Genomic DNA, 26,203 nt, shown 5'->3' with positions numbered 1-26,203 from the left:
TTAATAATGCGCATTGAGCAAAAAAAAAGCAGAGGATAGTTCCTCTGCTTTTTTTTGTCAGAAATAATTCTAATTAAGCATTTTTGGATTCTTCAGCAGCATCTCTGGTTTCTTCATTCTTTGCCCGGCCTTTAGCTGCATACATGGTAGTACTTCCTGAAGACCAGAAGTCCATTTTTCCTTCTTTAACTAACTCATTGGCAGCGTTTTTTACATCGCGGGGTTTGGACTCTGGATCACAGGTGTAAAAATCCTTGATGTACAACTGACCTTTGGCAGCAGTTTGAGATTTTTCCAATATCGCCGCTTTCAACTCTTCTTTGCTCATAGCCATGGTTAGACCCTCATTCGCATAGGTTTAAAGCTAAAAATAAATTCGGTAACAATGGCAGCCAGCTAACTGTCCTGACTGCCATTGTTATACGCAGTCGAATCAATTCTTACTTGATATGGCTGGTGAATTTGAACTGGGTGGTGGTTCTCCAGGTGGTGTACGCCAACCGGTAGTCATCGATGCTCTTGATGGTGAACGGAATGTCGCACTTCTCAAAGAACTTCTCCCAGCCGATTCTCTCAGCCCACTCACCAACACGCTCGTATTTATGAGCATCTTTTGAGTAGACCTCGATGATTTTCTTTACAACAGCTGTAGTTTCCGGCCAACGAGGTGTCGTGTTGGGAAGGAAGGGGATGACGAGCTTGGAGAATTTAGGAGCTGATTTGGCATTGGAAACCTTGCCGCCAACCAGGATAGCGATACCGTCACCTTCCGGATCAGCGAGAGGCATAGCCGGACACATGGTGTAGCAGTTACCGCAGAACATACACTTTGCGGCATTAACCTGAACTGACTTAACTTCTTCGCCCTTTTCATTGGTTGCCTTAGCTGGCTTGATAGCTCCCAGAGGACAGGAAGCAATGGCCAAAGGAAGTTCGCACAGACCGGTGATGGCGTCGTGGTCGATCATCGGCGGCTTGCGGTGAACACCAAGAATAGCGATATCGGAAGCATGTACCGCGCCGCACATATTGAGACAACATGCAAGGGCGATACGAACCTGTGCTGGCATTTCCATGGAAATGAAGTGCTCGAACACTTCGTCCATGACTGCTTTTACAACGCCGGATGCGTCGGTTGCCGGAGTATGGCAATGGATCCAGCCCTGGGTGTGTACGATATTGGTAACACCGGCGCCGGTTCCGCCGACTGGGAAACGACCTTCGCGGCTGGCAAGGTCATCAAGCAGAGGCTGAACTTTAGCCTTTGAGTCAACCATGAACTCAACGTTGTTACGAGTGGTGAAACGAAGGTGTCCATCACAATGCTTATCTGCAACGTCACACATCTCACGGATCAGCTCGATGCTGATCAGACGAGCGGAACCTACACGGACTGTGTAGCACTCTGCGCCGGTCTCACTGACGTGAACCAGAACTCCTGGCTGTGTGATCTCGTGGTACATCCATTTGCCGAAGTTGGCCCTAATGACCGGCGGCATTTGTTCTTCATAGTGCGGGGGGCCGATGTCGGTAATTCTGTCGGCCATCGGATTTTGCGGATCGTAACCCATATTCTTACCTCCTGAAAAGTATAGAGTAAATTTATTTCTTTAAAATATTGAGCTTCGGCTCACTGCTTATGGCGTTTCCGGAATTCACGGACATCACGATCAAATCCGCCTTCAACTTCTTCCGATTCCCAGAACACGTACGGGTTAGAGCGAGGTTCTCTGATATGCTGCGGCAGAGGCTCAATATTCAATACCTTTAAGAAGGTGGGTAGACCAACACGCTGGATGGACTCACCAACACGCTCACGGTTCTTTCCATGCTCCATCCACCAATCCCACAGATTTTCGATGAAATCAACGATTTCTTGGAAGTCGTTTTCAGCATCCATCTTCATGAAAGGAACGATCATGGTGGCGAACTGGGCGCCGTCAAGGATCGGGGCCTTAGCGCCGACAAGGACGGTTGCGCCTTGATCAAGGCCGGGGCGGAGGGCGCGAGGCATTACGTTGATACAATGCATACAACGAGTACATTCGGCGTTATCAATCTTCAGAGTCTCGCCTTCCATCCACATGCACTTGGTGGGACAGAGGTTGATGACTTCCTTGTTGATGCTGAATTTGCCCCAGTCACGGGTGCCATGTGCGCCGGCATTGGCCTTGTAGTCACCACTGACGTATTTCTTTACTGCATCCTGATCGATCCGGATATCATCTCTCCAGGTACCGATAACGGACAGGTCGGAACGAGCGATAGAAGCAACACAGTCGTTAGGACATCCGGAGAATTTGAATTTGAACTTGTACGGGAAAGCAGGGCGATGGATTTCGTCCTGATAGCGCATGGTCAGGGAGTAGCAAAGCGCCTGGGTGTCAACACATGACCATTCACAGCGGGATTTGCCCAAGCAGCATGAAGGTGTGCGAAGATTGGAGCCGGAACCGCCAAGATCCTGGTTAAGGTCATGGGTCAATTCGTAAAACAGAGGCTCCAGGTTGGGGGTGGTGGTACCGAGGAGAACCAAGTCGCCGGTGGAGCCGTGCATGTTGGTCATACCTGAACCGTATTTTTCCCATAAGCTGCAGATAGCCCGCAATTTAGAAGTGCTGTAGTACATGCCGGAAGGCTGATTCAGACGGACAGTATGAAAGTGAGCAACCCCGGGGAATCTGTCCGGTACGTCAGAATAACGGCCGACGATACCACCGCCGTATCCGAATACGCCGACGATGCCGCCGTGCTTCCAATGAGTGATTCTGTCTTTGAACGATAACTCAAGCTGACCCAGAATGTCCCAACATTCCGGCTTTGTGGCGGCCTGGCGTTTGATGTCGGTGACAAAGCTCGGCCATGGTCCTTTCTCGAGTTCGTCCAACAAGGGCGTATCATGCTTTGGCATTTTTCGTTTCCTCCTTAGGATCTGAAATGGTTAAAACTGCACACTATCATCCTTAGCCGTGCCTCAGTGACAACAACATCGAGATGAATAAACGCAAAAAAATAATTAATGAATCATTATTCAGGAAACCCAACTTAGCCACCAGATTGTCCTTTGTCAATAAAAAATAATCGTTTTTTGGTTTCGTTTAAACAACTGGATCAAGGGGGGGCGCGATAATATAATACCGGGTGTCACTTGTCATCAGTTTGGTTTATTGCCAGGGCTCTCTGAGAGTCGATATTAGATCTCGGCTGTTGTTGTGAGCCACTACATTGTGGTTTTAGCAAGAGAGTGAATGGCTATTCATGGGCGATAGTTTCACCATATTGCGCGGATTTTTTTTGTGTGCTATATTTCTGAACATTTGTCCATCGTACAGAAATTACTTAGTGATTGGTGGATGATAGTTGGTGATAGTAGCAGGCAGCGCCTTATTCCCGTTAACTACATTATATAGAGATCCTTTTTAAGTTTTTCAATATTGATTCCTGGGGCGGTGTTAATCGCCTTGACCTATTCTTTTTACCGTAAGAGGTGGAGTGTGAGTGTTAAAATTTTAGTAGCTAATCGGGGTGAAATTGCGCTCCGGGTAATCAGGGCCATTCAGGAACTGGGGTTTACCGCAGTGGCCGTTTTTGAGACCCCAGACAATGAAGCCTTGCACATTCGGGCTGCGGATGAAGCGGTTTGGCTTGGGGATGGCCCTCGGTGCGACTATCTAAGTATTGATAAAGTTGTTGCCGCCGCGTTAAAGGTCGGCGCTCATGCGGTCCATCCAGGGTACGGTTTTCTTGCGGAAAATCCTAAATTCGCTAAGGCTTGCGAAGACGCAGGGCTGATTTTTATCGGTCCTACCAGTGAGGTGATCGAGAAACTTGGTAACAAGGTTATTGCGCGTCAGATCATGGCTGATGCCGGGATTTCCATGGTTCCAGGAACTGATAATCTGACGGCTGGCGATGAGGGAGTGAAGGAAGCCCTGGCCTTTGCTGACCGCTACGGTTTCCCCGTGATGCTGAAGGCTACTTCCGGTGGCGGTGGGCGAGGTATTCGTCGAATAGAGACGAGGGAAGAGCTACTTGCCTCTATTCCTCTTGCCCGATCTGAAGCCAAGGCAGCTTTCAATGATGATCGCGTCTACCTCGAAAAAGTGGTGCTTACTCCCAAGCATGTTGAAGTTCAGATCATTGCTGATAATTATGGCAAAGTGGTTCATCTGGGCACCAGGGATTGTTCGATCCAGCGGCGTAACCAGAAGCTTGTGGAAATTGCGCCATCAATGATCAGGGATCAGGCGATACTGGACAAAATCTGCGATACTGCAGTCGTCGCCGCCAAGGCATCTAACTATACCAATGCCGGTACCGTTGAGTTCCTACTCGATAAGGATTTGAACTTCTATTTCATGGAAATCAATACTCGGATTCAGGTTGAGCACACAGTCTCCGAGATGATTACCGGTATTGATATCGTTCGTACCCAGATCAAGCTTGCCATGGGTAAAAAATTGGCTTTTTGTCAAGATGATGTCCGCTTGCGCGGTCATGCGGTTGAGATGCGAATCAATGCCGAGGATCCACGCAACAACTTTATGCCAGAAGGGGGGAAGACCGTATCTGTTTATCGTTCACCCGGTGGCTATGGTGTGAGGCTGGATGGTTTTGTTTATCAAGGTTATAAAATTCCCGAGGTGTATGATTCCCTGTTGGTCAAATTGACGGTAGCTGGGTATTCCTGGAATGAGACTGTTGATCGTCTTCGTCGTTGTTTGACTAACTTTGTCATCGCAGGGCCTAAGACCACCATCCCTTTTTATTTGAATTTAGTCGATGAACCGGATTTTCGGAGCGGGGAGTTTGACACCTCTTATCTTGATACTCATCCTGAACTCTTTACCTATGACGATCAGGACTCTGAAGTTGATAAGCTGGCAAAGTTGATTGCTGAAATCCATTACCGGATGGAGAATCCTCACGCCATTTAAAGTGGGGGAAGATATGAACGCCATGGCGCTTCGCAACGAAGCGCTGATATTGAATTAAGGCAGGCGCCAGTGATCTGACGCGCCAAGCCGACCATAAGGAGTTTTCACCATGGAACGCATTGTTCAGGGTATGCATATTAAGGAAGTTTTATCTAACCTTCGTAACGCGGATGGTTATTTTATTACCAACACGGCTCGGGATCTTTCCCAGTCTGATTTTAAAAACCGGATTCTGCTCCACACGGAACTTCTTGCCGCCAAGGCTCGTGAGAAGGCGAATTATTTTTCGCTTGAGATTACCGGTGGGGCATCGATTCATGTCGATATCCTCCGCAAGCAGGTTGACCCTTTTCTGAAGCTTCAATTACTTAGAGAAAAAATGCCGAATACCATGTTTCAGACCCTGTGTCGTGGTGTTAATCTCTTTGGGTATCGACCTTATCCCAAAAATGTCATCCGTTTGACTGTTCGTGAGTTTGCCAAGTACGTCGATGTCTGGCGGGTGTTTGACTTTATGAATCATGTGCCTAATATGCAGGCGGTGTTTGAGGAGGTGCAACTCTCAGGTAAAATTCTTGAGCCTTGTATCTGTTTTTCCACCGGGCCGGAGCATACAGATGAGTTTTATGTCGGCAAAGTTAAAGAGATTTTGGATGTAACTGGCGAGGATATTCTCCTCTGCATCAAGAATCATGGGGGATTGGGGACGCCAAAGAGAATTGGTGATCTCGTAGCCGCAATTAAGCAGCGGTACCCGGATCTTGTGATTCATTACCATGGCCACAACACCGATGGAAACGATGTGGGCCGTATTACCGCTGCGGTACTTAATGGTGCCACCATCGTTGACGCTGCTGATCACGCCTTTACCGGTTATTACGGCCCCCCTCCAATTCTGACCGTGATTGATACCTTGAAGGATTATGGCAAGAACACGGCTGGTGTTGATGTTGAGGCAGTTATTGAAACTTCTGAAGTCTTGCGTAATGAGCGGCAGCATTATGAGTATTTTGAGTCACAGTTTAAGGGATTTTTGCCGACTGTTCAGATTCATAAGTTGCCGGGTGGCGCTATGGGCTCCAGTTTCGAGCAGGCGGTCAAGGGTGAATTTCTTGATCAGATGCCCGAGATCCTTCACGATGAACTTCCTAAGGTTCAGATTGAGCTGGGTAACTTCTGGAGTGTTACTCCGGGGTCACAGATTCTATGGACTACGGCAGTGAGCAATGTCTTGGGTGGCAACCGTTATGGTAACCCGTCCGGGGATCTGAAAAATCTTCTGTTAGGCAAGTACGGACCGTTTCCGTTCTATCAACCACCTGATTGGGTATATGAGAAAGTGTTTGGGCCGGACTGGAAGGCAATCCTTGAACGGGACGGTGGAATGGAAGAGATCAGTGACATGGACATCGAGCAGGAACGCCAGACCTTGGCTAAAAGGATAGGCCGTGAGCCAACTGAGCAGCAATTGGTTCTCTACCTGCAACACCCTACTGATGCGGTTAACTTCTTTAAATTTGAAGATGAATATGGTCATTCCTATGTCCTGCCGCCAAGCATTTTTATGCGGCGGGGCGGATTTAAGGTGGGTGAGACAATTCAGTTCAAGGATCATCTTGGCAAAGAGCATGTCCTTGAAGTTGGTCCTAAGCAGTTGAATAGAGAAGAAGGGGAGTGGAATATTTACCTGAACGTGGATCACCATCAGCGTGTATACTCGTTTCCTGAGGAGGTAGCCGGATCTGTAGCGGCCAAGCCTTTGGAGTTGACTAAAGAAGAGATCACCGAACTTGCTCAGGCCGGTGATATCAGGGCGCCGTTCAGCGCTAATGTCTGCGATATTAAGGTCAAGGAAGGTCAAGCCGTAGCAGTAGGCGATACCTTGGTGGTGCTGGAGGCGATGAAGATGCAAACTCCCGTGGCCAGCCCCGTGGCCGGTAAGGTCGAAAAGGTTATTGCTGAGGTTGGCAAGCAGATGAAGCCTGGAGATAAGTTGGTCAAGATTACCATCAAATAGCCTGTTTTGTTTTTTCCTCTACAACGCAAAGAGCCCTGGAGATTAAAGTCTCCAGGGCTCTTTGCGTTGTAGAGGATGATTCAGATCTGTTGAGTGGGACCTGTCAGGTGCTTTTATGAGTCGAATTCGCTGACTCTTGTAATAAAGTGACAGTCTCTAAAAATGAAGTTGACCACACTCGGTGGGGCCAGTACAGTATTTAATTATCATATTAAAAACTGTACTATCTTTCGTGAGAAAAATCACATTTGATCTACTGTGGCCCTTCCATTCGATGGAGTGGTCATCTGACTTCAATTAAGAATAAGGGAGGTACATGATGAGATTGACTAAAACGATGCCCGGGTTTGCACTTGCCATCACGCTGTTGGGTAGTCCTTTATGGTTGCCTGGAACTGTTGCTGCGGAAGGGACCGGGATGGCGGTTGTTAATCAAACAGAAGGTAATACTCTGGCCGGGCAAATTGTAGGGGTGTCAAAAAAGGCAAAGACTATTTCGATAAAGATCGGGCAGGTTACGGAGATGGTGAAATTCTCTGACTCGACCAAAGGTATGGATTTCGCCGAAAAAGGGGAATCTGCTATCATCCAGGTCACTATGGAGAATGGAGAAAAGATGGCTGTTGAGGTGAAGCAAAAGCTGGCTAAACTTCCTGCCGGGACTACCGAGATTATGCCGGAGGATGTGATATCAATCGTGAAAGATGGCACCACTCCTTATACTTTAGTCGATTCCCGGCCGGCCAAGCGGTTTGCCGAGGCCTCCATTCCTACCGCAGTTTCGATTCCGGCAGATGTTCTTAAGGAAAAAGGGGAATCTCTCCTTCCCACGGACAAGGGGGAATTACTTATTTTTTATTGTGGCGGACCAACCTGTGGATTGAGTCCGGAATCGGCAAGTGTTGCGGTCAAGGCCGGGTATACCAATGTCAAGGTCATGATCAAGGGGCTTCCCGGTTGGAAGAAGTCTGGCAAGATGGCGGTGGCAGCCATGGACTTTGTCAAGAAAGGCAATGCAATTATTATCGATCTCAGGCCGGTTGATGAGGCTACCAAAGGGGGCATTCCGAGGGCGGTCAATATCCCGTTTGCGCAGTTTGAGGGAGTGAAGGGGAAATTGCCAAAGGTCAAGTCTGCCCCATTCATTCTTTATGGTTCAGCTGACGAGGAGAAGAAGGCGATTAAACTTCTTGCGGAGTGGGGCTACAAGACAGCTTCCATTGTTAATGGTGGATTGGCAGGGTGGGTGAAGGCTGGTGGTGAGTTGACGACGGGAGGGATCTCTTCCGAGATTCATTATGCCCGCGAGATGGAGAAGGGTGAGATCGGGGTTGATGAGTTCCGTCAGGTTCTCGCCAATGGTTCATCTAGCAGTGTGGTTCTTGATGTCCGCACGGAGGATGAGGTGGAGGAGGGCGCCTTTCCTGGGGCGGTATCTATTCCTCTGGACCAGATATCAAAAAGGATGGGAGAATTGCCAAAGGAGAAGGAGATTCTTGTTCATTGCACCGCTGGTGACCGAGCCTCTATGGCGGCAGACCAACTTAGGAAAGCTGGGTATAAGGTTCGTCATCTGATGGCAGGTGTGGAGTGTGCTGAGGGTAAGTGTGTGATCAGCGAATAAGGTGTGATTATGATTACATTGGATGTGTAGGTCGATTTTCGTGCGAAACTTACAAAAATCTGCCGATAGCAAAGTGCCCCGGAGAGTAATGCCCCTCTTCGGGGTTTTTTTGTTTTGTTTTTTGAAAACCATAGAGTAACGGTTTTGGACTGTTGCTCAGCAAGATGCGTGTTCTGGTGTTCATGTCGCTGCTCTTGCTGTGGAATTAGTGTTTCTCGGTCTCATGAAGATCGCTTTTCAAGGCTTTTACTTCATCGAGGGCCGGAACCGTTTTTTCCACATCCCGAAGGCCGGTTTTGAAGGCCTTGATGCCTTTGCCCAAACCTGCGCCAAGTTCCGGCAGTTTCTTGCCGCCAAATACCATAAACGTAATTCCCATAATGATAACTAACTCCGGCATTCCTAAGCCAAACATATCAAAGTCTCCTGATTGTGTGTGGTGTGGTGCTCGTTCTTGATGGCATGAGAGAGGTGTTGCTTTAGAATAAAGCGACTGAAGGATATCATCCATCAGCCGCTTTATTTTTCAATTGCGAGGAATCTCTGTGCCTTGATCAGGCTTTCTTTGCCATCGGCGGCTTGGGTACATCGCTGCCATGACACTCTGTGCAATTAGGCTGTCCTGGGATGCCATGGGTCTTGCCAGGGGACCATCCCGATTTGGGCTCATAGGTGCCATCTTTCCAGGCGTTCAAATTTTCAACAAGTTGATAAGCAACGCTGGCTGCAACCCGTGCACAACGATCCTTACGCTCGGGGCTGCCTAGGGCGAATCCGGATTCAGCCATCCATTTACCTACCGATACATGGCAGAGAGGAGAGGCGCTAACGGTCTGGATGATTGTTGTCGGTTGCTTGGGCTCTTTCGGGTTAAAGACTGGCAAGGCGGTATCGCTATACCACTGCATGATATCAGAGGCAATAGAGTGACCATGCTCACAATCCGGACCGGCGATCCGAGGGCCGATGATAACATTACTGGCAATACTGGCGCCGGCGTTAGAGCCGCAGAGAGTTCCCCAGCCGACCATGCCTCCTTCAAGGGCGATAAAGGCGTCGATTGGGAAGGATTTGTAGGGCTCACCGACCTTCTCACGCAACTGACCGAAGACGCTGCTGATTACCGCGCCGCCACAAAAGACTCGATACCACTCCTGATAGGCGATTTCAGCGGTTTTTTGCGGGTCAAGCTTGACGTAGGGCCATGGCCATTTCTCGTTGGTCCCATCCTTGGCATGGGCAGACTTTAAAAACCCACCGAAGTGCATTAAGGCTGTGCTGGCGGCTATTGCCCCCGTACCGATCAGCATCTGGCGGCGTGAAATGCCCTGGCACTCCAATTGCTTTTCTTCACTCATTGTTTTTTCTCCTTTCTGTTGCGCTTTTTGATGTTAGCTGGAGGCTGTATTGAGTTTTTCAGCCGGATCCAACCGTAAGTTGAAGCGATACTCTGTGGTAGTTGATGCAAAGAAACAAGGAAATGCTGGAGCTGTCAATGTGGCAAATTGTCGCAAGTGTTTGTTGGGGTTGGTTGAGGCTACTCGTAAAAATTTATACAATTTAAGTAACTGCTTACCTGTTTTGTTAGCGTTCTATCTAGAAATATGAGTAAAGCGATTAAGTCTGTTCAGTAGAGAAAAGTGATCGAATCGAAATTAGAATATTTGAAAGGGTATTGACAGGTTGGGGCTAACAGTGTATCTAAACTGACTGAGTGCTCAGTTAATAGATTTCATGGGGATAACGTGTCTAAACCGCAGACCAAAAAAGAGGCGATACTGCAAGCTGCCACTGTTTTTTTTTCGGAACAGGGCTTTCGGGATACCTCCATGGGAGAAATCGCCAGGGTGAGCGGGGTGGCGGATGGCACCATATTCTACCATTTCAAAACCAAGGAAGATCTTTTCCTTGCTGTGCTCAAAAATTTCAAGGAGATCCTGCTGGCCGAGTGCCAGGCCTATCTTGACGAGAACGAGTCTTCATCGGGCTTGGCAATGATTGAAGCGGTGATATCTTTTTATTTTTATTTGGCAGGCAAGATGGAAGAGCGATTTTTGCTTCTTCATCGGCATTATCCATACAAACTTGCCGAGCAAAATCCTGAATGCCGCCAATATCTTGAAGATATATATAACTGTTTTACAGATGTGTTTGAACGGGCGATTCTTATGGGGCAGGAGGACGGTTCAATCGATAACGTTCCGCCTCGTAAGACAGCTCTGATTATATTTACCCTGGTTGATGGCATGGTCCGTTTGGGGACCTATAACTTGTATCATGAAAGAACCCTGTTTAACGAACTCATCGATTCGTGCCGCAGGATGCTCACAAAGAAAGAGTAGGAGAGGAAATTTATGTTACTGGCAAAAGTATTTCCATTTTTGGGATGGTTTGAAGATTATGATGCAAGCAAATTGCGGACAGACGCTTTAGCGGGGTTGACTGTTGCCCTTGTGCTTATTCCGCAATCCATGGCTTATGCCCAACTCGCCGGGCTTCCAGCCTACTATGGTTTGTATGCGGCTTTCTTGCCGCCTATGATCGCATCGCTCTTCGGTTCCAGTCGACAGCTAGCCACTGGGCCTGTTGCTGTCGTCTCACTCATGTCTGCCGCTTCCTTGGAGCCTCTTGCTACGGCCGGGAGCCCCGAGTTTATTGCGTATTCAATTCTTCTTGCCCTGATTGTGGGTCTTTTTCAGTTTTCGCTTGGCGTTCTCAAACTCGGTCTGGTGGTAAACTTCCTGTCTCATCCTGTTGTTAACGGTTTCACTAATGCCGCTGCTATTATCATCGCCTCTTCACAGTTTTCCAAGTTTTTTGGGGTCTATGTGGATAGTTCGGAGCATCACTATGAGACCATGATCCGGGTCGCGCAAGCCGCCATGGATTATACCCATTGGCCCACTTTGGCCTTTGGCGTAGGGGCAGTAGCCATTATGGCGATCTTGAAAAAAATTAACCCCAGAATTCCCAGTGTTCTCATCGCTGTAGCGATTACCACCGTGATCTCATATGTTATCGGGTACAATAATGATGTGAAAGTGCCGGTGGCCTCTGTCCAAATTCAGGGGCTTAGGGAAACTGTGACCGAGTTCAATCGTGTCGTTGATGAAGTTAATACCTTAGGAAAACAGCGCGCCGCCCTTGGCAAGGAGCTTGATCTTTTAAAGAAAGAGACGGCTGGGCACGGGCCTTCACTGGAGTTGGTGGAGCAGGAGAGCCAGATCAAGATGTTGACCGTGAAAATGGCTATGGCCAAGGAGCAGACTCAATCGTTACGGGAAAAAATCAGGGGGATGAAGTTTGAAGCTTCGATACAGGGCAAGGACTACACTTTTTATCCAAAGGAAGATATTCCGTCCGGGGTGGAAACAGACAAAGGACTCTGGAGAATCAAGATCGGTAACTCCGCCTTGAAAAGTGACAGTTTGCTGCTTATGGGGGGAGGAGCCGTTGTTGGGACAATCCCGGAAGGTCTTCCCAAATTTGCTATCCCGGCGATTAGTATAAAATCTCTGCAGAAGTTGTTACCCACAGCCATTATTATTTCACTGCTCGGTTTCATGGAGGCCATTGCCATTGCCAAGGCTATGTCAGCCAAAACAGGTCAGAAGCTCGATCCGAACCAGGAACTTATCGGCCAGGGTTTGGCTAACATCTTAGGTTCAATGGGTTCAAGCTATGCGTGTTCTGGTTCTTTCTCTCGTTCTGCTGTCAATCTCCAGGCCGGCGCTGTCTCCGGAGTTTCAAGCGTTTTCACCTCCGTTATGGTTGTCATAACACTGCTCTTTTTAACCCCGCTCCTCTACCATCTGCCCCAAGCGGTTCTAGCTGCGGTTATTATGATGGCGGTTGTCGGTCTGGTCAATACCAGCGGGTTTGCCCATGCTTGGAAGGCCCAGTGGTATGATGGCGCTATCTCCATTATTACCTTCTTGGTTACCCTGGCCTATGCCCCGCACTTGGACAAGGGTATCATGGTGGGTGTGGGTCTTTCGATGGGAGTCTTTCTCTATAAATCCATGCGACCTGTAGTTGCCAGTCTGTCCATGCATGAGGATAAGGTGCTCAAGAATGCCCAGCATCACAGGCTTAAGGGGTGCAAGCATGTTGCTGTTGTCAGGTTTGATGGAGCGCTCTTTTTTGCTAATGCTAGCTATCTTGACGAGCAGGTTATAAAATTCAGGACTGAAATGCCGGATCTTCGCTATATCCTTCTTGAGGCCAGCGGCATCAATGATATGGACGCCTCTGGTGAAGAGGCCCTGGCCCTGCTTGTCTCGCGGGTGCGCTCTGCAGGGATTGGTTTTGCCATCAGTAGCGCTAAGGGTGCGGTAATGGCCGTTCTTGAGAGGACGCATCTCTTGGACAAGATCGGTCGGGAAAATTTCTACTCTGACACACTGTCTGCTGTTGATAATATTGTGTATAAAATTCATAATGAAACAGATCTGCCCCAAAAAGGGTGTGGAAAATGCCCACTGACTCACTATCATCCACAGGAAGTTTGATTGATTTATCGAATGATACCGTATTTTATCGAGAGATGTCGCTTGCCGAAGGACTTAACAAAAGAGGTTAACAATGCCTAATATTTCAATTTTTAGTGGGGATTTCAGTAACGGTTCATCTGTGGTCAAGGAACTACTGGACAGAACCGGCTGCAGTTTTGTGACAGATAATAACTTGGTGGCACGCGCTGAGAAACTCTCTGGCATGAGCGAGAGCAGTATTGAGAGCGCTTTTTTAACAAAGACATCGGTGTTTAATAAATTTACCCGCGAGAAGGAGCGGGCCATGGCTTATCTCAAGCTTGCCATGGCTGAAATGCTTTCCGGACAAAACCAGCTGATGTCGGGGTACCTTGCCCACTTGGCTCCTCATTCAATCACCCATATTCTACGGGTCTGTCTTATTGGTGACCTCAAGTTCAGGGTTTCTGTGGCGAAGCGTGAGCAGGGGCTTTCCGAGAAAGAGGCGGTCAAGCTTATCACTAGCGTGGACAATGAAAGATCGTGCTGGGTCAAAAGTACTGGTGGAGCAACCGACCCATGGGATCCCAAAATGTATGATCTCGTTATTCCCATGCATCAGACAAGCGTGACGGAAGCTGCTGTCCTTATTGAGGAGTATTTGAAAGGGGATATACTAAAACCAACCGCAGCTTCACTTCAGGCTGTGGAGGACAATCTCTTGAAGGCCAGGGCCGCTGTCGCCTTGATCAACGAAGGTCATGACGTAGAAGTGGAAGCGTGCAAAGGTGTGGTCACAGTTACTGTAAATAAGCAGGTGCTCATGCTCAGTCGCCTGGTGGATGAAATCCGGGGGATCGTCAGCAAGGAACAGGAAGTCATTTCTGTAGAGGTTAAAATCGGCAAGAATTACCACCAGACCAATGTCTATCGGAAGTTTGACTTTGATGCACCCACCAAGGTGTTGGTGATTGACGATGAGCGTGAGTTCGCTAAAACCCTGTCCGAGCGTCTTATCCTGCGTGATATGGGTTCTGCTGTTGCTCATGACGGCGAAACAGCCTTGAAGCTTATTGCTGATGACGCGCCAGAGGTGTTAGTCCTAGATCTCAAGATGCCTGGCATTGACGGGATTGAGGTATTGCGTCGGGTCAAGGAAACCAATCCTTCCATAGAGGTCATTATCCTCACGGGCCATGGCTCCGCCACTGACCGGGACACCTGCCTCAAGCTTGGCGCTTTTGACTATCTGCATAAGCCTGTTGATATCGAGCTTCTGAGCAGGAAGCTTAAAGAAGCAAAAGAAAAAATTCATCAGAGCAAGAGTAGCTAGTTCTAAGTTGCATTCAACAGAATATTCCAGCAAGCATCCAGGCCAAGACCGTGAAGGCCAGTGAGCAGCGACGAAGAGCGTACATATCAGTACGCCGATGAGCAGCACAGCGCAGCCGGAAGGTATTGGTTTAATGCGAACTGAAATAAGATCTGCTTTTGGCGTACGACCTGGGGGGCAGTAGTAATATGTCTATTTTAGACAGGATTAAGCCTGTTTTTTGGGATTATAAGGCCAAAGAGATCGGCCCTTTCAAGCGGCTGTTTAATTTTCAGCGTCTGTGGAGAACTTCTGCCCTGTTGATGAGCATTGTGGCAATTGTCCCCCTCTTGGCGCTTGCCTATTTTGATTGTGTCGCCACCAAGAAAGATGCGGAGATTGAGATAAGCCTACGTACCGCCAGGGTGGTTTCAAACACCAAGCGCACCGTCTCTTTTTTTCTTGAGGAGAGAAAGGCAGCTCTTGATTTTCTGGTGCTAACTAATTCATTTAATGAGATTAATGATAAGAAACAGCTGACCAGGATATTGGGAAGCCTTCGACAATCCATCGGTGGGTTTACCGATCTGGGTGTCATTGATGCAAAGGGCATCCAGGTCAAATATGTTGGTCCCTTCGATCTGGAAGGAAAAGATTATAGCGAAGAAGAGTGGTTTGTTGAAACCATGGCCAGTGGAGTTCACATCAGTGAGGTCTTCCTGGGTTTTCGAGAGATTCCGCATCTCGTCATTGCAGTGAGACAGGCCTTAGATGACGGGGGGTATTATGTTCTGCGGACTACTATTGATACCGATCGTTTTAACCAATTGTTGTCGGGACTGAGCCTGAGCGGTAATGGTGATTCGTTTCTTATTAACCGAGATGGCACTGTTCAAACTCCGTCATTATACCATGGGAATGTGTTAGATGTCCTCCCGGGTGTTGTGCCGGACTATTCTGAGCATACCGAAGTCCGCGAGCAGGTTGATTCTGATGGCAGGCATGTTATTCTTGGATATGCCTATATTCCGGAATCCCCTTTTATCCTCATGGTTATTTCGCAGAAAGATGAGCTGATGGACCCATGGTATCAGACCAGGAGGGTAATCTATGGTCTCGTTGCTTTTAGTGTTGTCCTCATTCTGTTCGTCGCCCATGGTGTATCTCTATGGTTGGTCAATGATATATTCATTGCTGATCAAAGACGTATTCATGCCCTTCGCGAGGTAGAGCATACCAGCAAACTTGCCTCCATCGGGCGCCTTTCCGCTGGCGTTGCTCACGAGATCAATAATCCTTTGGCCATTATCAATGAAAAGGCTGGTCTTATCAAAGACCTGTTCACTTTTCAAAAGAGGTATGAGGCAGATGAGAAACTGCTTGGCCTCATCGATTCCATCATTTTTTCTGTTGAGCGCTGTGGCGCTATCACCAAGCGTTTGCTGGCATTTGCCAGGCATCTTGATGTGAAAATTCAGTCGATCCATCTGGCTGCTGTGATTGAAGATGTTTTGGGCTTTCTGAAGAAAGAGGCTGAATATCGGAGCATTGCGGTAACTGTAGATATTCCGGAGGATATTCCGGATTTTGAAACCGATCGTGGGAAGGTGCAGCAAATATTTTTGAATTTAGTCAATAATGCCTTCCAGGCCATGAAAGATGGTGGTCATCTGGACATTTCAGCAAATCTTGACGGGATGGGGTATGTGTCTGTCACTGTTGTCGATGATGGTAGCGGAATTCCGGCGCCGGATCTGAAGCGAATATTTGAGCCGTTTTTTTCAACTAAAACCAAAACGGGCGGCACCGGACTTGGACTTTCTATTACCTACGGACTGGTTCAGGAACTTGGGGGGAAGATACAGGTGGAAAGTGAGCTTGGTAAAGGAACTAAGTTTATAATTTCCTTGCCGCTTAAGTCGCAGCAACAGGAGAGAGGAGGAGTATGAAGGTTTTACTGGTAGATGACGAAGAAGAGTTGGTTTCCACCTTGGCGGAGAGATTGTCTTTTCGGGGTATTGACGTGGGCTGGGCAACAGGCGGGGAGAGTGCGCTGCAAAAAATTTCAGAACAACGGTATGATGTTGCCGTGCTGGATATGAAAATGCCTAAAATCACCGGTCTGGAATTGAAAAAAGAGTTAGCGGAAAAATGTCCCCACATGAAATATATCTTTATGACTGGACATGGCTCAGAAGAGGATTTCAAGAGAGTTGCCTCCGAGGCCGGGACAGAATATTACCTGGTGAAACCGGTAAAAATTGAAGACCTGGTCCAAAAATTAAACGAGGTGTTCGGAACTTAAGGGAGAAATTTCATGTGCTGCGAATCAATGTCAACAGGTCAGGAGGGCCTGAAATTTTTTGGAAAAATGTCCGCCTCTATCTCCCATGAGATAAAAAATGTTCTTGCCATAATTAATGAGAATGCCGGTCTTCTCGAAGATCTTACCCTGATGGCAGACAAGGGAATCCCATTGGACAGTGAGCGGATCAAAAATATTTCTCTGTTGATTTCGAAGCAGATCCGCCGGGCTGATGGCATTGTGAAAAACATGAACGCTTTTTCCCACAGTGCAGATGACACTATCAAAACTGTTGAGTTAAACGATATTTTGATCCTGATGGTCAACCTCTCTGAAAGATTTGCCAGTATGCGCAGTGTTACACTTGAGCATGCATCAGGCCAATCAGTAGTCAATGTCACCACCAATTCATTCGTTCTGGAAAATGTAATCTGGCTCTGCCTCGATTCTGCTATGAACTTTGTGGGGCCAGGGAAAACGGTTCGCTTATCAGCTGAAAAAAAAGAGGATGCTGTCGAAATTCGTTTCGGAGGCTTAAAGGATTTTTCTTATTTAGCTGGGGAACAATTTCCCGGCAAAGTTCTACTCGGGATGCTCAGCGCTCTTAATGCTGATATTTCTGTTCGGCCAGAGTGCGAAGAGCTTGCCATCATTTTCTCCGAGTGATAAATGTATTAGTGATGGTAGCAAGAGTCGAGAGAAGCTGTGACAATCTCGCAAGAAGTCACGGGATGGCTAAGTGAAAGGGTCGATATGCAAGGTGCAGTGTATTGTTGAGAATGAAGCCACACATGTGGTGTGCTGAATGAACAATAATGCGCGGCAACGCAGTAGATCGGACTTTTGGCGACGCCATCATAATTGACAAATACTTAGGAGTCTGCTGATGGCTGAAAAAATTTTACTTATTGACGATGAAAAAGACTTTGTTGAAACTCTGGCAGCAAGGATGCGTTCCCGCGATATGGATGTTTCGACTTCAACCTCTGCCAAGGAGGCGCTCGCTCAGTTTGACACAGAGGCCTTTGATGCGGTTGTTCTTGATTTGCAGATGCCTGATATGGACGGGCTCGAGGCGTTGAGAAGGTTGAAGGAAAAAAATCCTAACATTCAGGTTATTTTGCTTACCGGTCAGGCCACAGTAGAAAAGGGTATCCAGGCCATGAAGCTCGGAGCCCTTGACCTTCTTGAGAAACCGGCAAGTATCGAGACCTTGACTGAAAAGATTAAAGCGGCTAAGGCCAACAAGATGGTGCTTGTTCGAGCAGAGTCAGAGCAGAAAATCAAAGATATTATCGGCGGCAAAGGCTGGTAATATATCCTATTGAGCCATGGCAAGGCAATTTTTAAGCACTGCCATGGCTGTCATTTTTTTCTTGAGAGTTTCTCCCCCTTCCCCATTTCTCTTTTCTTTTTTCCAATAAATAATTAACGCGCTAAAACAAGGGGTCTCAAAAACCATTGGGTTTTTCTTGATCACTTAAAACGAATTCCCTTGACAAGAGCTTTGTTGAGCAATTATCCATATCCAAAATTTTTGTTTTCTTTGTCGGTAGAATTACCTGGAAAATAAGGTCGAATAAATTGGTATGGTTTGCTCCTTATTGAGGATTGTTCCATCTTTTAATTCTTGTGGGTCGGGTCAGTCTGTCAGTCTATAACACGGACAAGAAGAGATGAAAGACGGGTAGTCTCATGGTGTTGGTTGAAAGGTGCTTGGTACTGATTTTTTTAAGTTTATTAGTGGTTCAGGTTGGTTAGGAGATTGGAACAAGGAGAGGGTTGGTAAGAGAGGGGAGGAATGAGTGGGGAAAGAATCTCTATTCGGTAAGTTTATCACCTTTTTTGCTCACTACTTTCAAGCGATCAAGCTGAATAGTTACCATCAATCTTGAGTTGATAATCTAAACACAAGGCAAAAAGGAGAAGATCCGTGACAGCAGATACGTTGGTTGTAAAAGACTTTATTATTCCTCTGGATAGATATCCGCACTTGAGTGACACGCAGACTCTCCATGATGCGGTCGAAATTATTCAGACCTTTACCTGTGGACCCAGCGATCGGCTGCGATATTCCGAGTTGATGGTTATCAATGACCAGAATCAGTTGGTGGGCAGGGTTACCTTGCAGGATATTTTGCAAGGCCTTGACCAGCGCCTGGTGGATGTGACCAAGGTTAAGAAATTTGAAGGGCAGAGCGTGGAATATGCCAACTTGTCAATTTTATGGGAGGATTCTTTTTTTGTGGAGTGCGCAAAAAAGAGAATTACTCCGATTAAGGATCTGATGTCGCCTGCCACGCGTTTTGTGAAGGGGGAGGACCCTCTGCTCAAGGCCTTGGCTATGTTGCTGCACAGCAATGATGTGATTATGCCGGTTGTCGACGATGGTCGGGTTGTCGGTGTCATTCGCTTGGAAGAGATCTTCAAGGCGATAAGCAGTCGTTGCCAACTGTAAGAGCGTGCAGCATACGGTTTTCTTGTCGTCTCTTCCTGATGGAGAATCGCTAAGCGTCGACCAGGGTGCCCGAAGTTCTGGATATAATGTGGTTTGGGTATTGCGGTTGGTCAAAAGTCCATAGGGATTTTTATCTAAACTATAAACAAGATTTTTAAAAATAAATTTTGAAAATGAGGTTTGAAAACCATGACAAGTTCAAATTCAAACGTGGGGATGGCAATGGAAAAGGCGCCCATTGACTGGAAGCGGATAGCCTTTCTGATGTTGGGGGTGTTTCTGTTTGCGGGGGTTTATTATTCACCGGCCTGGCCCGATGCCGTTGATCCTTTGGGTGAACATTTTGTACTCTCCAAGGAGGCCAAGGGCGCCTTGGCCGTCTTTCTGTTGGCCGGTACCTGGTGGGTATTTGAGGTAGTTCCCATTGGTGTCACCAGTCTGGCCATAGGCACCTTGCAGGCTCTGTTTATGATCCGCCCCGCCAAGGTGGCGTTTAAGGATTTCATGGATCCTTCGGTACTTTTTATCTTCGGTTCCATTGTTATCGGGATGGTCTTTACCAAGACCGGTCTTACCAAGCGGGTGGCGTACAAGATGCTCTCCATTGTCGGGGAACGGACCTCCATGATCTATCTGGGCTGTTTTGTGATGACCGCAGCCCTGACCCACATCATGGCTCACACGGCGGTGGCCGCTACCATGTACCCCCTGCTGATGGCGATTTATTCCATGTACGGCGAGGGGGATAAGCCCACCAAGTTCGGTAAGGGATTGTTTATGGGGATGGCCTATATCGCTGGTGCCGGCAGCATTATCACCCTGTTGGGCGCTGCCCGTGGCGCTGTGGCTGTCGGTTTTTATAAGGACATCATGAAGGTCGATATCAGCTTCTTTGACCTCACTTATTATATGTTTCCCGTCGGCTGGCTTATGGTCGGCGTACTGTTTCTTTTTTTCATGCTGGTGTTGAAGCCGGAAAAGGACCGTATCCCTGGCCTCAAGGATAAGGCCAAACGCATGTATAAAGAACTTGGCGGCATGACTTTAAATGAGATTCTGGCCAGCACCATCGTCATTGGTACTATCTGTATTATTTCGGCTCAGTCTTTTGTCCCTGCACTTAAAGTTTTGGATAAGACCGGTATCCTCCTCTGTTCCACTATCGCCTTTTTCGTGCTCAACATTCTGACCATCCAGGACCTTGAAGAGATTCCCTGGAACATCATCTTGCTCTTTGCCGGGGCCATGTCCATTGGTTTTTGTCTGTGGGACACCGGCGCCGCCAAGTGGCTGGCGGTCAATTGGTTGGTAATGTTTCAGAAGGCCAACTGGTTTGTCTTTATTATGGCTATCGCTTTTTTTGTCATGGTTATGACCAACTTTATCATGAACGTGGCAGCCATCGCCATCTCCCTGCCGGTGGCCCTGGTTATCGCCCCTTACCTGGGAGTTGCCGGTGAGGTTATCTTGTACGCATCTCTGGTTACAGCCGGTATGCCTTTTCTACTCCTCGTGGGCGCGGCGCCCAACGCCATTGCCTACAACTCAAAGCAGTTTACCACTGGGGAGTTTTTCTTGTATGGTATCCCTGCCAGTATCTTGCTGATGGGGTTGGTGGCTTTAGCGATCGCTGTAATCTGGCCATTGATGGGCATGCAGATTACCCTGCCGGTTCAGTGAGTTAAGGAGTTGCTTTTAGTAAATAAGAGTTGTAAGTATCTCGATCAAAGCTGAAAGATGAGCAGATGCCCGGAACTGTGATCGTTCAGCAGCTCGGTCGATGTGTGAAATAGGTTTGAGAGCTTTGGCCAGTCTATGTGAGTCTGGCCGACGACACAGCAGATACCGTGCTGGTGATAGTTTCCTATAAGTTTTAGGTTTTTTGTGAAATAGAGAACAAGGAGGAAGAAACATGGCAGCATCGGGGAAATTTGCCACCGCCATTAACTGTATGGACGGTAGGACTCAACAGTCCGTTATTGACTACATGAAGAACCGTTTCGGTGTGGACTATGTGGATATGATTACTGAGCCGGGTCCCATTAAGGCCTTAGCTGAAAACAGTAATATCAGCACCTTGGAGTCGGTGAAGAGACGGTTGGATATCTCGGTGAACGGTCATGGCTCAAAGGCCGTGGCTATTGTCTGCCATCATGATTGCGCTGGTAACCCGGTAGATAAGGACACCCAGCTCAAACAGCTTGAGGTGGCAGTGAAAAACGTGGCATCCTGGGGTTTTGCTGTTGAATTTGTCAAATTATGGATCGGCGATAATTGGCAGGTCAACGTCATTGCTTGACCTGATTGTGGTTGGGCAGGAACTGTAAAGCAGGCATAGTTGAGGTATCTTCAGGTCGTGCCTGTTGATAAAATTGGGCCGGGGCGGATTATTCCGTTGCCGGCCCAATTTTATTTGTGATTTCTCTCTCAAGGTTCGAACTGACAGAATTAAAACCTGTTTGGTCTCATGCTCTGGGCTTCGTTACCATTTTTTTGTAAGGGCGGGTGGCGCTGATTGGCTAATGTTCATGCGCGGGGCGTGTTTTACTTGAATACTTCAATTAATTAATTTTCTGGTCGAGACTTTATGGATTATCTGATCGTCTGCAGTGCCGCATTACTGGTAGCGGGACTCACCTTTTTTGCTGGATTTGGCCTCGGTACTTTGTTGATGCCGGTTTTCGCAATTTTTTTCCCAGTGGAGGTCGCCATTGCTGCTACGGCCATGGTTCATTTGGCCAATAATTTTTTTAAGGTGCTGCTGGTCGGACGTCATGCCAATCAGCGGGTAGTCCTGCTATTTGCCATCCCCGGTGCGGTAGCTGCGGTTTTAGGAGCAATGATGCTCGGATTTTTTGCCGAAAGTGGGCCGCTTGTTAGCTATGAACTCTGGGGCAGGTTGTATAATGTTACTCCAGTCAAGTTGTTGATTGCAATGGTGATTGGTGTATTTGCAGTTATAGAATTGCTGCCGTTTGGTCAACACCTGGCTTTTGGTCCCCGTTTTATTCCGTTGGGTGGGTTACTGTCAGGTTTTCTCGGAGGTCTGTCCGGTCATCAAGGAGCCCTGCGTTCGGCCTTTCTGGTTCGCGCCGGTTTGGAAAAGAAGGCGCTGGTTGGCACTATGGTAGTATCTGCCGTAGTTGTAGATATGGCGCGTCTTGTGGTGTACGGCGCCACTTTCATGCATCATGATTCAGCGATGCTTACAGACCAAAATATGCTGGGCTTGGTGGCTGCCGGTTCCTTGGCCGCTTTTGTCGGGTCCTTTGTCGGGGCGCGCCTGCTCCACAAGATGACTTTGGGCGCGCTCCATAAAATCATCACCGTCATGCTTATCCTGCTAGCCGCTGCCATGGCTCTTGGTGTGGTATAAGCCCATCTCGATTGCCTGAACAGCAGGTGCTATAATAACAATAAAGGTAACTGCTCAGGTTAGCGGTAATCAGTTATCGGTTTACAGTTAAAAGAATCATGGTCAGTCATGAATGCATCGTAGATGCATGAAGTCAGGGTGTGCTAAGCCATTGACAGGATCACTCACCGTCAACTGCCAACCGTAAACCGACAACCTGAGCAGTTACCAATAAGATATTGGCTGAGGTAATGGGTGCTTATTAAAAAACTATTTGTGCTTCTCGGAGTGCGATTTTGATTTTTTCATGTAACTCCTCGAACTCCACTGGTTTCAGACAATAATCCTGAGCCCCGTACTCGATGCTTTTCAATCCCGCCTCCATCGAGGCGTGACCGGTGAGAAGGATGACGATCAGGGAGGGCCAGGCATGCTTGATCTCTTTCAAAAAAATAAGCCCGTTTTTGTCCGGGAGCATAACGTCAAGGATGACGACATGCGGCCAGCCTTCTTCAATCTCTTGTTGTGCGGCAGCACAGGTGGTAGCGGCCTTGATGGCATAGCCCCGCCGTGTCAGTCGTTTGTTGGTGGTTTCAAGAAAATCCTGCTCATCATCGACCAGCAGGATATGGATGTTGTTGGTTGCCATAAAATCTCACTCTCATAAGAGATAGTAGTTACGTAGTTTTTCTACAGTTGGGGAGCGATGCCGAGCCTGCTACTCTATCCTACACTCCGGAATGATGCTGCGCAGGTTGTTGGTAATTTTTTGTCGATAATGGGCTACCATGTTCCGATCACCCATCACCATGTCGATCTGCCGAGTATGTATCAGCAGATATCCCAACACTTTCAGGCGGTCAATAAGATAAGCATTTGGTCTTTTTTCGATTCGGGCTGACAGTGCATCCGCCTTCAGCTCCAAACGGAAGCCATAGAGAGTCAGGATTTCCTTGATGAGATCAATTCTAATTATTCTGCGCTCTTTATCGGCGGCTCCGCCGTTGAATTTAAAACTGATATAGTTCTCGGTGAGAAATTTACTCAAGTGGGCCTCAATCATGGCGAAATGATAACCCAGGCGGACACTGACGTTGCAAAAATTTTTCGATACCATGAAGTAATTACGTTTCGTTAACGATGAACGGAGACAGGGCTCAAGATTCCGGTTTTGGGTAGAGCGAAAGAGAATGGAGCCGAATCCGGATAGGTTGATGGGGGGCGGTCCATCCCAGGGGATGACTGTCATTCCTTCCCAAATTGCCAGCATGGGGAGTGAAACGATAGCGGTAACGGGGATAAAATTTTCCTTGGTGTTAAACGAGCGGTCAAAACCGTCGTCCAGATTGATCACCCACCACTGGTATGCTGTTTCTCCGATTAACTGCTTGGCGCACTTGTCGTCAAAGCCATATCGACTCCCGAAGGAGAACATTTCGGACACCGCCTTTTCGTGACAAAATCGAGTCAAATCATGCAGGGTCATACAGGAAGAGGGGGTGAAATAGAGAGAGGTCGGATCGGTAAGATTCAGTGGGGTGACCAGGGACAGAATTTTTTGGAGCAACTTATAGATCGGGCTGTCAACCATCAGATTCGGACTCTGTTCGGTCTCGTGCTCAAGGATGTCCGTCCGGTGTCCTTGGTACACGCGGCAGGCGGTGGCATCGACGGTGATCTCATCTCCATTGTTCAGGAGAATAGTCGCCCCGTCTATGCCAAAGATGGCGGGGACGCCGAACTCGCGGGCCACTGTCGCTAAGTGGGCTGCCACCTGACCGGTTTCACTGATCACTGCCACTGCGCGGTTGAGCAAGGTGGCCCAGTCAGGAACGGGATGTGCCACCACCAGTACTGCACCCTTTGGGAAACTAAGAAGATCGACGGTGGAGCGGACAATGAAGACCGGACCGCTGCTGACTCCGAGGCTTGCCGTCACCCCGCCCTTTAAGATGGCATTGTCGTTCTGGTCAGTATCATGGTTTAAGGTGTCGTTGAGAAAGGCTGTAGTTAGCGTCAGTGGTCGACTTTGTAGTAACACTACCTCTCCTTGTTGGTTAATGGACCACTCGATGTCCTGGGGTTCTCCGAAGTGCTGCTCAAGTAGGATGGCAATATGTGCCAATTCACTTGCCTGAGCATCGTTTAAGGTTAGCGCGGGTGTCCCTTTCTCGCCAGGACGCTGGTTAATCTGTTTGCTGATAATTTGGTGCGGGTACTCCCGGCTGATCCGGAAATAGTCGGTTGCGACATTGCCATCCACAACCTGGTTGGCTAAGCCGGCCACGACATTGATTTCGATCCAGTCGCTACGGCGGTTGGTGGGTGATCGTGAGTAACTGACTCCGCTTAGAAGCGCATCAACCATAATCAGGCAACCGACGCACATTGTGATGTCCTGATGGCGGAAGCCGCGTTGGGTGCGATAGATAATGGCCTGACTCTTGTATTTTCCGGCGACGATCTCCTTGTAGGTCTGGATAATGAAATCAGGGCTGACATTGAGTTGGGTGCGGTATTGACCGGCAAAGGAAACGCCGCTACTGTCTTCACCGAGGGCGCTGGAGCGCATGGAAACCAGGATCTCCTCCCTGTCTGCAGTCTGCAGGGTGTGGTGTTGGGCTAGGATTTGATGCTCCAGATCGGATGGCAGGGCGGAACTGATGATCATTTGCTGGATGGTTGAACTGGTCTGGTAGAGTTCTTCGAGGTTGTCCTGGTCCGTGGTTTTTAAACGGCGGTTGATCTCATCTTGAAGGAGAGTGGCGGTCATGAAATATTGGCAGGCAGAGGCAGTGATGACAAAACCATCAGGTGTTTTGAGCCCGACCCGATTGCGGATTTCTCCGAGGTTGGCCATCTTCTCTCCGACTAGATCGACCATGCCCCGGTCGACTCGGTCCATGCCTAGAATCCATTTGCCCTCTGCCACCAGGGGCTTGTTGCTGACTAGGGTTTCAACTTCTCTGCTAATGCGCTTGAACGCCTCATTCAGGGCTTGATACTTGCCGCCCGACATCTCCTGCAGAAGACGGATCATCTTGTAGATATTGACCGAAAGAGCGGTGCAATTGCCGCGGACAAAGGCCATGCCAAATGGTCGTCCGGCAGCAAGGGTCTGCTCCATCTCGGCCATTAGTTCCAGGGCGGCGTTGTTAGCGGTTAACAGCGCTCTAAAGGCCTTATAGCATTGGGCAAATGAAATGGAAGGCACGGCGGATGGCTGATCAAAACGAAACCAGTTGCTGATCTTCTGCCATAAGGCCGTGATTGAAGGCATAAAAAGTTACCTGTCCGTTACCAAAAAAGCCAGCCTCTTCAGGCTGGCTTTTTTGAGGTTATTTGGTAAACGTTCACCGGGCACCCCATCTGCTTCGCAGTCTCGCAAACTCGCTTAGCTGTCAGCGGCCTGCTCATGTGCAACTAGCACACTTCGCAGACCGCTTTCGCGCAGGTAAGCGACCGTAGAGAGACTCCGGCTGGGGCACCCGGCAAACGTTTACAGTCCGGTGAAATCCGTACGTTCAACGCTTCTGATGAACGATTATGTTATTTGAAGCGCCGGAGGTGTTAGTGGTCTAGTTTCATGCCCCAGCCTTCGAACATGAAGAGGATTGCGAACCCGAACCACAAGGTGTAGATGACATAGCCGGCTAGGGAAAGGACCACGGTGCCCCATTGGTCCTTGATCGGCACCGCTTCAATGCCGTAATAGGTGTAGGG

At 48.3% G+C, this 26,203-nt stretch carries 21 protein-coding genes; 14 read left to right on the top strand and 7 right to left on the bottom strand.

Features of this window, described 5'->3' with window-relative positions:
* Positions 1-73 precede the first annotated feature (73 nt).
* The 3 genes from FP815_15185 to dsrA all read right to left on the bottom strand — a co-directional run bounded on the left by FP815_15185 (position 74) and on the right by dsrA (position 2,911).
* Entirely contained in the window at positions 74-334 is a 261-nt protein-coding gene (locus FP815_15185; GenBank protein ID MBA3016274.1) for a sulfite reductase, read from the bottom strand.
* A gap of 106 nt (positions 335-440) precedes the next feature.
* Positions 441-1,571 carry a dissimilatory-type sulfite reductase subunit beta gene (dsrB, locus tag FP815_15180; GenBank protein MBA3016273.1) on the bottom strand — a complete coding sequence of 377 codons (1,131 nt, stop codon included), beginning with the start codon at positions 1,569-1,571 and terminating at the stop codon, positions 441-443.
* A 59-nt stretch (positions 1,572-1,630) separates the two neighbouring features.
* A complete protein-coding gene (gene dsrA / locus FP815_15175) occupies positions 1,631-2,911 on the bottom strand; it encodes a dissimilatory-type sulfite reductase subunit alpha (GenBank protein MBA3016272.1) in 1,281 nt (426 codons plus the stop codon).
* Between the two features lie 583 nt (positions 2,912-3,494).
* On the opposite strand from dsrA, the gene FP815_15170 reads away from it, so the two are divergent.
* The 3 genes from FP815_15170 (at position 3,495) to FP815_15160 (ending at position 8,578) form a co-directional block, all read left to right on the top strand.
* The gene (locus FP815_15170) at positions 3,495-4,937 is read left to right on the top strand and encodes an acetyl-CoA carboxylase biotin carboxylase subunit (protein ID MBA3016271.1); all 1,443 of its coding nucleotides are present in this window, start codon (positions 3,495-3,497) and stop codon (positions 4,935-4,937) included.
* 109 nt (positions 4,938-5,046) lie between these two features.
* Positions 5,047-6,954, top strand: a complete 1,908-nt coding sequence (locus FP815_15165; GenBank protein ID MBA3016270.1) for a pyruvate carboxylase — start codon at positions 5,047-5,049, stop codon at positions 6,952-6,954.
* A gap of 316 nt (positions 6,955-7,270) precedes the next feature.
* Positions 7,271-8,578, top strand: a complete 1,308-nt coding sequence (locus FP815_15160) for a hypothetical protein (GenBank protein MBA3016269.1) — start codon at positions 7,271-7,273, stop codon at positions 8,576-8,578.
* Between the two features lie 205 nt (positions 8,579-8,783).
* Here the strand turns inward: FP815_15160 and FP815_15155 are convergent, their stop codons facing one another.
* Positions 8,784-8,993: a twin-arginine translocase TatA/TatE family subunit gene (locus FP815_15155; GenBank protein ID MBA3016268.1), complete on the bottom strand. Its 210-nt coding sequence runs from the start codon at positions 8,991-8,993 to the stop codon at positions 8,784-8,786.
* A 139-nt stretch (positions 8,994-9,132) separates the two neighbouring features.
* On the bottom strand, positions 9,133-9,936 hold the full coding sequence (locus tag FP815_15150; protein MBA3016267.1) for a chain A iron centre cytochrome C protein: 804 nt from the start codon (positions 9,934-9,936) through the stop codon (positions 9,133-9,135).
* A gap of 387 nt (positions 9,937-10,323) precedes the next feature.
* Here FP815_15150 and FP815_15145 point away from each other — a divergent pair, with 387 nt between their 5' ends.
* From FP815_15145 to FP815_15095, 11 genes are all read left to right on the top strand, one after another.
* Positions 10,324-10,920 carry a TetR/AcrR family transcriptional regulator gene (locus FP815_15145; GenBank protein ID MBA3016266.1) on the top strand — a complete coding sequence of 199 codons (597 nt, stop codon included), beginning with the start codon at positions 10,324-10,326 and terminating at the stop codon, positions 10,918-10,920.
* 12 nt (positions 10,921-10,932) lie between these two features.
* Positions 10,933-13,089, top strand: coding sequence for a SulP family inorganic anion transporter (locus FP815_15140; protein MBA3016265.1), 2,157 nt, complete (start codon positions 10,933-10,935; stop codon positions 13,087-13,089).
* A 73-nt stretch (positions 13,090-13,162) separates the two neighbouring features.
* Entirely contained in the window at positions 13,163-14,383 is a 1,221-nt protein-coding gene (locus FP815_15135) for a response regulator (protein ID MBA3016264.1), read from the top strand.
* Positions 14,384-14,571: 188 nt separating this feature from the next.
* Entirely contained in the window at positions 14,572-16,311 is a 1,740-nt protein-coding gene (locus tag FP815_15130) for a two-component sensor histidine kinase (protein ID MBA3016263.1), read from the top strand.
* On the top strand, positions 16,308-16,667 hold the full coding sequence (locus FP815_15125; GenBank protein ID MBA3016262.1) for a response regulator: 360 nt from the start codon (positions 16,308-16,310) through the stop codon (positions 16,665-16,667). The genes FP815_15130 and FP815_15125 overlap by 4 nt, the downstream gene beginning before the upstream one ends.
* 12 nt (positions 16,668-16,679) lie before the next feature.
* On the top strand, positions 16,680-17,333 hold the full coding sequence (locus FP815_15120; protein ID MBA3016261.1) for a HAMP domain-containing histidine kinase: 654 nt from the start codon (positions 16,680-16,682) through the stop codon (positions 17,331-17,333).
* 220 nt (positions 17,334-17,553) lie between these two features.
* A complete protein-coding gene (locus tag FP815_15115) occupies positions 17,554-17,982 on the top strand; it encodes a response regulator (protein MBA3016260.1) in 429 nt (142 codons plus the stop codon).
* A 618-nt stretch (positions 17,983-18,600) separates the two neighbouring features.
* The gene (locus tag FP815_15110) at positions 18,601-19,125 is read left to right on the top strand and encodes a CBS domain-containing protein (GenBank protein ID MBA3016259.1); all 525 of its coding nucleotides are present in this window, start codon (positions 18,601-18,603) and stop codon (positions 19,123-19,125) included.
* A 189-nt stretch (positions 19,126-19,314) separates the two neighbouring features.
* A complete protein-coding gene (locus tag FP815_15105) occupies positions 19,315-20,805 on the top strand; it encodes an SLC13/DASS family transporter (protein MBA3016258.1) in 1,491 nt (496 codons plus the stop codon).
* 232 nt (positions 20,806-21,037) lie between these two features.
* Complete coding sequence (locus FP815_15100; protein ID MBA3016257.1) at positions 21,038-21,424, top strand: hypothetical protein; 387 nt, start codon at positions 21,038-21,040, stop codon at positions 21,422-21,424.
* 288 nt (positions 21,425-21,712) lie between these two features.
* Positions 21,713-22,501 (top strand): TSUP family transporter, encoded by a 789-nt coding sequence (locus FP815_15095; protein MBA3016256.1) that lies wholly within the window; start codon positions 21,713-21,715, stop codon positions 22,499-22,501.
* A 241-nt stretch (positions 22,502-22,742) separates the two neighbouring features.
* Here the strand turns inward: FP815_15095 and FP815_15090 are convergent, their stop codons facing one another.
* Complete coding sequence (locus tag FP815_15090; GenBank protein ID MBA3016255.1) at positions 22,743-23,129, bottom strand: response regulator; 387 nt, start codon at positions 23,127-23,129, stop codon at positions 22,743-22,745.
* Positions 23,130-23,198: 69 nt separating this feature from the next.
* Positions 23,199-25,760 carry a pyruvate, water dikinase gene (locus tag FP815_15085; GenBank protein ID MBA3016254.1) on the bottom strand — a complete coding sequence of 854 codons (2,562 nt, stop codon included), beginning with the start codon at positions 25,758-25,760 and terminating at the stop codon, positions 23,199-23,201.
* Between the last annotated feature and the right edge of the window lie 443 nt (positions 25,761-26,203).

It is taken from the genome of Desulfobulbaceae bacterium (assembly GCA_013792005.1).
Lineage (GTDB): Bacteria > Desulfobacterota > Desulfobulbia > Desulfobulbales > VMSU01 > VMSU01.
This window is presented reverse-complemented; position numbering and strand designations above follow the sequence as displayed.

Bases quoted from the DNA above. Each gene is read 5' to 3' on its own strand.
- FP815_15185 (MBA3016274.1), bottom strand. From the start codon at position 334: ATGGCTATGAGCAAAGAAGAGTTGAAAGCGGCGATATTGGAAAAATCT.
- dsrB (MBA3016273.1), bottom strand. From the start codon at position 1,571: ATGGGTTACGATCCGCAAAATCCGATGGCCGACAGAATTACCGACATC.
- dsrA (MBA3016272.1), bottom strand. From the start codon at position 2,911: ATGCCAAAGCATGATACGCCCTTGTTGGACGAACTCGAGAAAGGACCA.
- FP815_15165 (MBA3016270.1), top strand. From the start codon at position 5,047: ATGGAACGCATTGTTCAGGGTATGCATATTAAGGAAGTTTTATCTAAC.
- FP815_15160 (MBA3016269.1), top strand. From the start codon at position 7,271: ATGATGAGATTGACTAAAACGATGCCCGGGTTTGCACTTGCCATCACG.
- FP815_15155 (MBA3016268.1), bottom strand. From the start codon at position 8,993: ATGTTTGGCTTAGGAATGCCGGAGTTAGTTATCATTATGGGAATTACG.
- FP815_15150 (MBA3016267.1), bottom strand. From the start codon at position 9,936: ATGAGTGAAGAAAAGCAATTGGAGTGCCAGGGCATTTCACGCCGCCAG.
- FP815_15140 (MBA3016265.1), top strand. From the start codon at position 10,933: ATGTTACTGGCAAAAGTATTTCCATTTTTGGGATGGTTTGAAGATTAT.
- FP815_15135 (MBA3016264.1), top strand. From the start codon at position 13,163: ATGCCTAATATTTCAATTTTTAGTGGGGATTTCAGTAACGGTTCATCT.
- FP815_15130 (MBA3016263.1), top strand. From the start codon at position 14,572: ATGTCTATTTTAGACAGGATTAAGCCTGTTTTTTGGGATTATAAGGCC.
- FP815_15125 (MBA3016262.1), top strand. From the start codon at position 16,308: ATGAAGGTTTTACTGGTAGATGACGAAGAAGAGTTGGTTTCCACCTTG.
- FP815_15120 (MBA3016261.1), top strand. From the start codon at position 16,680: ATGTGCTGCGAATCAATGTCAACAGGTCAGGAGGGCCTGAAATTTTTT.
- FP815_15115 (MBA3016260.1), top strand. From the start codon at position 17,554: ATGGCTGAAAAAATTTTACTTATTGACGATGAAAAAGACTTTGTTGAA.
- FP815_15105 (MBA3016258.1), top strand. From the start codon at position 19,315: ATGACAAGTTCAAATTCAAACGTGGGGATGGCAATGGAAAAGGCGCCC.
- FP815_15100 (MBA3016257.1), top strand. From the start codon at position 21,038: ATGGCAGCATCGGGGAAATTTGCCACCGCCATTAACTGTATGGACGGT.
- FP815_15095 (MBA3016256.1), top strand. From the start codon at position 21,713: ATGGATTATCTGATCGTCTGCAGTGCCGCATTACTGGTAGCGGGACTC.
- FP815_15090 (MBA3016255.1), bottom strand. From the start codon at position 23,129: ATGGCAACCAACAACATCCATATCCTGCTGGTCGATGATGAGCAGGAT.
- FP815_15085 (MBA3016254.1), bottom strand. From the start codon at position 25,760: ATGCCTTCAATCACGGCCTTATGGCAGAAGATCAGCAACTGGTTTCGT.